This window comes from Streptomyces sp., from assembly GCF_036566765.1.
GTDB lineage: Bacteria > Actinomycetota > Actinomycetes > Streptomycetales > Streptomycetaceae > Streptomyces.
Window position 1 is genome coordinate 1 of the sequence record NZ_DATCVQ010000505.1, and the last position, 8,041, is coordinate 8,041.

The 8,041-nt window shown below is 70.0% G+C and carries 10 protein-coding genes and 1 pseudogene; 8 read left to right on the forward strand and 3 right to left on the reverse strand.

Annotation, left to right across the window (positions count from 1 at the left end):
* Positions 1–212: 212 nt before the first annotated feature.
* A pseudogene (locus VIU94_RS29440) lies at positions 213–512 on the forward strand (hypothetical protein); the annotation flags it as partial.
* Positions 513–670: 158 nt separating this feature from the next.
* Here the strand turns inward: VIU94_RS29440 and VIU94_RS29445 are convergent.
* Together VIU94_RS29445 and VIU94_RS29450 are read right to left on the reverse strand one after the other, a co-directional pair.
* Positions 671–1,261 carry an isochorismatase family protein gene (locus VIU94_RS29445; RefSeq protein ID WP_331915856.1) on the reverse strand — a complete coding sequence of 197 codons (591 nt, stop codon included), beginning with the start codon at positions 1,259–1,261 and terminating at the stop codon, positions 671–673.
* Positions 1,262–1,404: 143 nt separating this feature from the next.
* Positions 1,405–2,733 carry a nicotinate phosphoribosyltransferase gene (locus tag VIU94_RS29450; protein WP_331915858.1) on the reverse strand — a complete coding sequence of 443 codons (1,329 nt, stop codon included), beginning with the start codon at positions 2,731–2,733 and terminating at the stop codon, positions 1,405–1,407.
* A 156-nt stretch (positions 2,734–2,889) separates the two neighbouring features.
* On the opposite strand from VIU94_RS29450, the gene clpS reads away from it, so the two are divergent.
* The 7 genes from clpS (at position 2,890) to VIU94_RS29485 (ending at position 7,610) form a co-directional block, all read left to right on the forward strand.
* Positions 2,890–3,195, forward strand: coding sequence for an ATP-dependent Clp protease adapter ClpS (clpS, locus tag VIU94_RS29455; RefSeq protein ID WP_331915860.1), 306 nt, complete (start codon positions 2,890–2,892; stop codon positions 3,193–3,195).
* On the forward strand, positions 3,195–3,773 hold the full coding sequence (locus VIU94_RS29460) for a DUF2017 domain-containing protein (RefSeq protein WP_331915862.1): 579 nt from the start codon (positions 3,195–3,197) through the stop codon (positions 3,771–3,773). Before clpS ends, VIU94_RS29460 begins: the two co-directional genes overlap by 1 nt.
* A 325-nt stretch (positions 3,774–4,098) precedes the next feature.
* Positions 4,099–5,547 (forward strand): amino acid permease, encoded by a 1,449-nt coding sequence (locus VIU94_RS29465; protein WP_331915864.1) that lies wholly within the window; start codon positions 4,099–4,101, stop codon positions 5,545–5,547.
* Positions 5,548–5,664: 117 nt separating this feature from the next.
* Positions 5,665–6,120, forward strand: a complete 456-nt coding sequence (locus VIU94_RS29470) for a M67 family metallopeptidase (RefSeq protein WP_331915866.1) — start codon at positions 5,665–5,667, stop codon at positions 6,118–6,120.
* Between the two features lie 66 nt (positions 6,121–6,186).
* Entirely contained in the window at positions 6,187–6,285 is a 99-nt protein-coding gene (locus VIU94_RS29475; protein WP_331915868.1) for a putative leader peptide, read from the forward strand.
* A 94-nt stretch (positions 6,286–6,379) separates the two neighbouring features.
* The gene (locus VIU94_RS29480) at positions 6,380–6,658 is read left to right on the forward strand and encodes a MoaD/ThiS family protein (protein ID WP_331915870.1); all 279 of its coding nucleotides are present in this window, start codon (positions 6,380–6,382) and stop codon (positions 6,656–6,658) included.
* A 1-nt stretch (position 6,659) separates the two neighbouring features.
* Positions 6,660–7,610: a PLP-dependent cysteine synthase family protein gene (locus VIU94_RS29485; protein WP_331915872.1), complete on the forward strand. Its 951-nt coding sequence runs from the start codon at positions 6,660–6,662 to the stop codon at positions 7,608–7,610.
* Positions 7,611–7,668: 58 nt separating this feature from the next.
* Here VIU94_RS29485 and VIU94_RS29490 read toward each other — a convergent pair.
* A partial coding sequence (locus VIU94_RS29490; protein ID WP_331915874.1) for a type II toxin-antitoxin system PemK/MazF family toxin occupies positions 7,669–8,041 on the reverse strand: 373 nt, incomplete at its 5' end.

The following is an 8,041-nucleotide window of genomic DNA, read 5'->3' on the forward strand; positions in this document are numbered from 1 at the left end:
GTAACTGACACCAACACCAAGATTCAGGTCGTCAAGGAGCCGCTGAACGGCCAGACGGTCACCGTCCAGGTGGGTCCGTCGACCAAGTAACTCGCATCACCGCAGGTCAAAGCGTGATCGGCCGTCGCCCTCTAGCGGGCGGCGGCCGATCGTGTTTAGGTGCGTCTGACCGAGTTCTTATTGACAGCCAGCTCACGGGGGAGTGGTTCCGCATGCCCGGCGGAGGGTTTCACAAGTTGCCGAACGGAAGTGTGGTCGTCGCGATCGGGCTGCCCAGCCCGGCCGGGGACGGGCGCACGGTCCGCTTCCTGGTCCACGCCGCGAACCGGGCCCGCGCCCTGACCAGGCTGCGGAACCTGGGCCTGCGGACCGTCTACCTCCGCGGCAACGCGGAGCCCCCGACCCCGGACGAGATCACCGCAGTCCTCCACCACCCGGACGGCCTCCTGTGGCGCTCGACGCCGGCGGAGCTGTGGCACTCGATACGCACACTCCCGAAGGAGCCGGTGGCCGCCGTCGTGGGCACACGTCCACTGCCCCAGGACCCTGTTGCGGGCACGCGTTCACTGCCCCATGACCCCGTTGTGGGCATACGTTCCGCAGGGGCGGAACGGGTGGGCACAACCCACGGCCCCGGTGCCGTAACAGCTCCCTAGGGCCTGTCCGGGCCCTAGGCCACGACCGGCTTCCCGGTCAGCTCGACCCCGGCCCCCCGCAGCTCCTCCAGCGCCCGATCCGTCGTCTCCTTGGAGACCCCCGCGGTCAGGTCCAGCAGGACCTGAGTGCGGAACCCCTCCGCCGCCGCATCCAGCGCCGTCGCCCGCACGCAGTGATCCGTCGCGATCCCCACCACGTCCACCTCCGTGACCCCCCGGTCCCGGAGCCACTGCGCGAGCGTCTCGCCGTTCTCGTCCAGGCCCTCGAAGCCGCTGTACGCGGCCTCGTACGCGCCCTTGTCGAAGACGGCGTCGATCGCGCCGGACGCCACCGCCGGAGCGAAGTTCGGGTGGAAGCCCACGCCCTCCGTGCCCGCCACGCAGTGCGCCGGCCAGGAGTCGACGTAGTCGGGGTGGGCGGAGAAGTGCTCGCCCGGGTCGATGTGGTGGTCCCGGGTGGCCACGACGTGCCGGTACACGGCCCCCGCGGCCTCGCCGACCAGGTCGGTGACCGCGGCGGCGACGTCCGCGCCGCCCGCCACCGCGAGGCTGCCGCCCTCGCAGAAGTCGTTCTGAACATCCACGACGATCAATGCGCGGTGCATGGCGGTTGTCCTTCGATGGGGGGAGGCGACGGGGTCGGTCGGGGGTGATGTCGAGGGTAGAGACTTCCCCCGCCCTGCGGGAGGGGGCATGACGGGGCATGACAGGGCGCTACCCCCACCGGGTACGACTACACGTACTGCGTCTACACGTACTGCGTCGGGATGACCGGTTCGCCGCGGGAGAGCTGGATCGCCGACATCGGCAGCCCCGCCCGCGCCTCGATGTGCCGGGCGCGGACCGTGTCCAGCGGCTCACGGGCGATCACCTCGCCGCCCTTGACCAGCTCCGCCAGGAGCTGCCGGTCCGCGAGCTCGGCCGGGACCGGGCCGGTGCCGATGATCTCCGCGTCCGCGACGCCCTCGTCGTCGACCCGGCGGGCCGCCCACTTGCGGCCGCCGATGGACGTCTTGCCGCCCGTCGACTTCTTGGCGACCGGGACCAGCGGCGCCTTCGGGTCCGCGGACTCGGCGCGGGCGACCAGCTTGTAGACCATCGAGCAGGTCGGGTGCCCGCTGCCGGTCACCAGCTGGGTGCCCACCCCGTACGCGTCCACCGGCGCCGCCGCCAGCGAGGCGATGGCGTACTCGTCGAGGTCCGAGGTGACCACGATCTTGGTGTTCGTCGCGCCCAGCTCGTCCAACTGCTGGCGCACCCGGTGCGCGACCAGGAGCAGGTCGCCCGAGTCGATCCGGACGGCCCCGAGGTCGGTGCCGGCGAGCTCGACCGCGGTGCGGACGGCCTCGGCGACGTCGAAGGTGTCGACGAGCAGCGTCGTCCCCTTGCCCAGCGAGTCGATCTGCGCCCGGAAGGCGTCCCGCTCGCTGTCGTGCAGCAGGGTGAAGGCGTGCGCGGAGGTGCCGACGGTCGGGATGCCGTACCGGAAGCCCGCCGCCAGGTCCGAGGTGGCCTCGAAGCCGCCGACGTACGCGGCTCGCGCCGAGGCCACGGCGGCCAGCTCGTGGGTGCGCCGGGCGCCCATCTCGATCAGCCGCCGGTCGCCGGCCGCGGCGGACATCCGGGAGGCCGCGGCCGCGATGGCGGAGTCGTGGTTGAGGATCGACAGGATCACGGTCTCCAGGAGCACGCACTCGGCGAAGGAGCCCTCGACCCGCAGGATCGGCGAGCCGGGGAAGTACACCTCGCCCTCCGGGTAGCCCCAGATGTCGCCGGAGAAGCGGTAGCCCGCCAGCCATTCGAGGGTCGGCTCGTCGACGATGCCCTGCTCGCGCAGGAAGCCGAGGACGCCCGCGTCGAAGCGGAAGTTCTCCACGGCGTCGAGGACGCGGCCGGTGCCGGCGACGACGCCGTACCGGCGGCCCTCGGGCAGCCGTCGGGTGAAGACCTCGAAGACGGACCGCCGGTCCGCGGTGCCCGCCCGCAGGGCGGCCTGCAACATGGTCAGCTCGTACTGGTCGGTGAAGAGCGCCGTCGAGGGAACATCCACCGGCAGCCCAAGGTCCGCAGCGTTCATGTCAGCGATGCTACACGAGAAATCGTCAGAGTGACGATTTCTCGTCCGGCACTCGCGCGGGACTCGTTCCGCACTCGCACGGCACTGGTAGGGCACTCGTGCGAGAGGCGCTACCCGTTTGTGCGACGACCCCCTTCGAGTGGCAGCATGGGGTAAGTGAGCGTCGCGCCAATTGAGATCGAACGCACGAAACCTGCCGAAGAGCACTTCGAGGCCGTCGAGCCGGACGTGCCGTGGGTGACCATCGTGCACAACGACCCCGTCAATCTGATGAGCTATGTCACCTACGTCTTCCAGGCGTACTTCGGCTACTCCAAGGACAAGGCGCACAAGCTGATGCTCGACGTGCACAACAAGGGCCGCGCGGTGGTCTCCAGCGGCACCCGCGAGGAGATGGAACGCGACGTGCAGGCGATGCACGGCTACGGGCTGTGGGCGACCCTCTCCCAGGACCGCAAGTGATGGCCGGACATTTCGAGGCGCTGCCCGGCGGCGGCGCGGCCGTCCCCCTGGACGAGGTCGAGATCTCCATCCTGCGCTCCCTCGCCGTCCAGCTCCTGGAGCTGATCGGCCCCGGCGACGAGCCCGTGGAGGGCGAGGACCCGCTGGCTGCGCTGTTCGCGGAGGGCCCGACCGAGCCGCCGTCCGACCCGGCGCTGCGCCGGCTCTTCCCGGACGCGTACGCGGACGACGACGAGGAGCTGCGGGCGGCCGCCGCGGACTTCCGCCGCTTCACCGAGAAGGACCTGCGCGCCCGCAAGCGGGACGACGCCCTCACGGTCGTCCGCACCCTCGACGCGCTCACCGCGTCCGGGGAGGGCGGCGCGGTCCTCAAGCTCACCGCCGAGGAGTCCCGCTCCTGGCTGGGCGCGCTCAACGACCTGCGGCTCACCATCGGCACCCGGCTCGACGTCTCCGACGAGGACGAGGGCGGGGACCTGTACCGGCTGCCGGACGAGGACCCGCGCAAGCCGATGGTCATGGCGTACCTCTGGCTCGGCGCGCTCCAGGAGACGCTCGTCGAGACCCTGATGCCCTGAGGCGGCACCCCCGGGCCCGGAAGTGTTCGCTCAACGGACACTCAAATCCGGATAACGAATACGTCACCGAAGGGCACACCTTTACGACGCGCTGACTCCTATGTCCGCTTCTCCCTGTGGCGTGCGCCACAATTCTCCCCGCCGATCGCTGTTTCAGCCGTGATAGATCTTCACGACCGCTCGGGGACGCCACCCCTGTTCCCGAGGGCGCTTCGACCGGCTGACCGCCGGCGGCACTCCATCCACATCCGGGGGGATCAGGACCTGATCCGCAGCAGACGCACAGGCCGTCGCCGCGGATCAGCATGGAGAAAGGCGCATCACCATGACCTCAGTGCAGGTCGACAAGCAGCACGACGGCAGTGAGGCCGCGGACTCCGCGGGCGAGGGCTATCACAGGGCGCTCGGCGCCCGTCAGATCCAGATGATCGCGATCGGCGGTGCCATCGGCACCGGCCTCTTCCTCGGCGCGGGCAAGGGCATCTCCAAGGCCGGCCCGAGTCTGATCCTCGCGTACGCCATCGCCGGCCTCGTCATCTTCTTCATCATGCGGGCGCTCGGCGAGCTCCTCATGTACCGCCCCGTGTCGGGCTCCTTCTCGGAGTACGCGCGCGAGTTCATCGGCCCCTTCGCGGGCTTCGTGACCGGCTGGACGTACTGGCTCTTCTGGGTCGTCACCGGCATCACCGAGGTCACCGCGGCGTCCGAGTACATGCAGTACTGGACCAAGAACGCGGACGGCATCCTCAATCAGCCGCAGTGGGTCTTCGCCCTGTTCTTCACGGTCGTCCTGTTCCTCGCGAACCTGATCTCCGTCAAGCTCTTCGGCGAGCTCGAGTTCTGGTTCTCCATGGTCAAGGTCACCGCGATCGTCGGCATGATCCTGATCTGCGCCGGCATCCTGACCATCGGCTTCTCCGACGCCGGTGACACCGCCTCGATGACCCTGCTGTGGTCCGAGGGCGGCTTCTTCCCCAAGGGCATCGGCTCCACCCTGATGACCCTGCAGATGGTCATGTTCGCCTTCCTCGCGGTCGAGCTGGTCGGTGTGACGGCGGGCGAGTCCAAGGACCCCAAGACCGTCCTGCCCAAGGCGATCAACACCGTCCCGTGGCGCATCGCCGTCTTCTACGTCGGCGCGCTGGTCATGATCCTGTCGGTCGTCCCGTGGACCCACTTCCAGCCGGGCGTCTCCCCGTTCGTCGCGGCCTTCGAGAAGATGGGCCTCGGCATCGGCGCCGCGATCGTGAACTTCGTCGTCCTGACCGCCGCGCTCTCCTCCTGCAACTCGGGCATGTACTCCACCGGCCGGATGCTGCGCGACCTCGCGCTCAACGGCCAGGGCCCGAAGTTCTTCACCAAGCTCACCAGGAACGGCCTGCCGCTGGTCGGCACATCGTTCTCCGCCGGACTGATGATGGTCGGCGTCTGGATCAACTACCAGTGGCCCGGCGACGCCTTCAACTACGTCGTCTCCTTCGCCACCATCTCCGGCATGTGGGCCTGGATCATGATCCTGGTCTGCCAGGTCCGCTTCCGCATCAAGGCCGACCGCGGCGAGCTGCCCCAGTCGTCCTTCAAGGCGCCGGGCGGCATCTGGGCCAGCCTCTTCGCCCTCGCCTTCATCCTCATGGTCATCGTGATGATGGGCATCGACAAGGACGCGCGGATCTCGCTGTACTGCGCGCCGCTGTGGGGCGCGATCCTGGCCGTGGCCTACCTCGTCCTGAAGTCCCGCAACCCCCAGGGTGCGGCCTTCGTCAAGCGCTCCTGAGCGTCTGAGCGCCTGAGCGCCTGAGCCGCTGGGCTCCTGACCTCCGCCGTCTCGGCATCCGGGCCGTCCCGTACCACTCCTCGGTACGGGACGGCCCTTTTGCTTATCCTGTCGCACATGTCGCAGACGCTGACCCTCACCCGTGACCTGTACGACCGGATCGTCGCGCACGCCCGCGCGGACCACCCCGACGAGGCCTGCGGCGTCGTCGCCGGCCCGGTCGGCAGCGGCCGCCCCGAGCGCTTCATCCCGATGCTCAACGCCGCCCGGTCGCCCACCTTCTACGAGTTCGACTCCTCGGACCTGCTGAAGCTGTACCGCGAGATGGACGACCGGGACGAGGAGCCGGTGATCGTCTACCACTCGCACACCGCGACCGAGGCCTACCCCTCCCGTACCGACATCTCCTACGCGAACGAGCCCGGGGCGCACTACGTCCTCGTCTCCACCGCGGACGCCGACGGCGCCGGCGAGTTCCAGTTCCGCTCCTTCCGGATCGTCGAAGGCGAGGTCACGGAGGAGAAGGTGGAGATCGTCGAGGCCTACGCAGAGGCGAACGAGTCCACGGGCTGAGCAGCGACCGTCCAGAATTCGAGATCACATTCCGGAACCCGGACCGGGAATCGATACGATGAGCCCATGGTTCTCCACGACGTGAGCGAAGTGACGACGCCGGGCAGCGTGCTGCTCACGGCGCGGCTGCACGTCGACCTGTGCCGTCTCGCCAGCGCGATGTGAGCGGGAGCGCACGAGCGCTCAGCAGCACTGCACCCCGCGCGGGGGCCCCTACAGCCGCGCGCCCTTCACGCCACTCCCGACAGGAGCCCATGCCATGGCCATCGAGGTCCGCATCCCGACCATCCTCCGCACCTACACCGACGGCGCCAAGGCCGTCGAGGGCAACGGCGGGACCCTCGCCGAGCTCTTCGCCGACCTGGAGACCCGCCACACCGGGATCGAGGCCCGCATCGTGGACAACGGCGCGCTGCGCCGCTTCGTCAACGTGTACCTCAACGATGAGGACGTCCGCTTCCTGGACGGCATCGAGACCAAGCTGACCGACGGCGACAACGTCACGATCCTCCCGGCCGTGGCCGGCGGCATGGTCTGACATGCGCTACGACTCCCCGCTCGCCGCGGTGGGCAACACGCCCCTCGTGCGGCTCCCGAGGCTCTCCCCGTCGGACGACGTCCGCATCTGGGCGAAGCTGGAGGACCGCAACCCGACCGGCTCCATCAAGGACCGCCCGGCCCTGCACATGATCGAGCAGGCGGAGAAGGCCGGCCGGCTCACCCCCGGCTGCACGATCCTCGAACCCACCTCGGGCAACACGGGGATCTCGCTGGCGATGGCCGCGCGGCTCAAGGGCTACCGCATCGTCTGCGTCATGCCGGAGAACACCAGCGAGGAGCGCCGCCAGCTGCTGGCGATGTGGGGCGCGGAGATCGTCCCGTCCCCGGCCGCCGGCGGCTCCAACACCGCCGTCCGGCTCGCCAAGGAGCTGGCCGAGCAGAACCCGGACTGGGTGATGCTCTACCAGTACGGCAACCCCGACAACGCGGGCGCGCACTACGCGACGACCGGCCCGGAGATCCTCGCGGACCTGCCGTCGATCACGCACTTCGTCGCCGGCCTCGGCACCACCGGCACCCTCATGGGCGTCGGCCGCTACCTGCGCGAGCACAAGCCGGACGTCAAGATCGTCGCCGCCGAGCCGCGGTACGACGACCTGGTGTACGGCCTGCGGAACCTCGACGAGGGCTTCGTACCGGAGCTGTACGACGCCTCCGTGCTGACCACCCGCTTCTCCGTCGGCTCGGCGGACGCGGTCACCCGCACCCGCGAACTCCTCCAGCAGGAGGGCATCTTCGCGGGCGTCTCGACCGGCGCGGCGCTGCACGCGGCGATCGGCGTCGGCAACAAGGCGCTGAAGGCGGGCGAGAGCGCGGACATCGTGTTCGTCGTCGCCGACGGCGGCTGGAAGTACCTGTCGACGGGCGTCTACACGGCGCAGACGACGGAAGAGGCGATCGAGACGCTGCAGGGGCAGCTCTGGGCGTAGGCCCTCGCGCGGGCGGCGCGCCGGGCGTAGGCCCCTGCGCGGGCGGCGCGCCCCGCCGTCACGTCAGATGGCGGACCTGGTCCCAGACGACCGGGTCCGCCGTTCCCACTTTGCGGCGGAACTCCCACACCGCGACCTCCCGCAGCTCGTCCGTCTCCAGGAAGCTCTTCCGCCCCTGCGCGTCGCCCACCGACCCCGGCGGCAGCGCGATCACGCCCGGCCGCTCGTCGTGGTACTTACTGGTGATCTTCGCGACCCGCGCGCAGTCCCCGCGCAGCGACAGCACCAGGCACGGCCGGTCCTTCGAGCCCGGACCGTCCTCGTAGGGCACCTCCGCCCACCAGATCTCGCCCGGCCGCGGCAGCCGCCCCGGACCGCTCGGCCTCGCCGGCGCCCGGCCCGGACCCCGGCCCGCCCGCTCCGGCCGTCCC

Coding starts and splice junctions, on each gene's coding strand:
- VIU94_RS29445 (WP_331915856.1), bottom strand. CDS start 1,261: ATGCACCGCGCATTGATCGTCGTGGATGTTCAGAACGACTTCTGCGAG.
- VIU94_RS29450 (WP_331915858.1), bottom strand. CDS start 2,733: ATGAACGCTGCGGACCTTGGGCTGCCGGTGGATGTTCCCTCGACGGCG.
- VIU94_RS29460 (WP_331915862.1), top strand. CDS start 3,195: ATGGCCGGACATTTCGAGGCGCTGCCCGGCGGCGGCGCGGCCGTCCCC.
- VIU94_RS29465 (WP_331915864.1), top strand. CDS start 4,099: ATGACCTCAGTGCAGGTCGACAAGCAGCACGACGGCAGTGAGGCCGCG.
- VIU94_RS29470 (WP_331915866.1), top strand. CDS start 5,665: ATGTCGCAGACGCTGACCCTCACCCGTGACCTGTACGACCGGATCGTC.
- VIU94_RS29475 (WP_331915868.1), top strand. CDS start 6,187: ATGGTTCTCCACGACGTGAGCGAAGTGACGACGCCGGGCAGCGTGCTG.
- VIU94_RS29480 (WP_331915870.1), top strand. CDS start 6,380: ATGGCCATCGAGGTCCGCATCCCGACCATCCTCCGCACCTACACCGAC.
- VIU94_RS29485 (WP_331915872.1), top strand. CDS start 6,660: ATGCGCTACGACTCCCCGCTCGCCGCGGTGGGCAACACGCCCCTCGTG.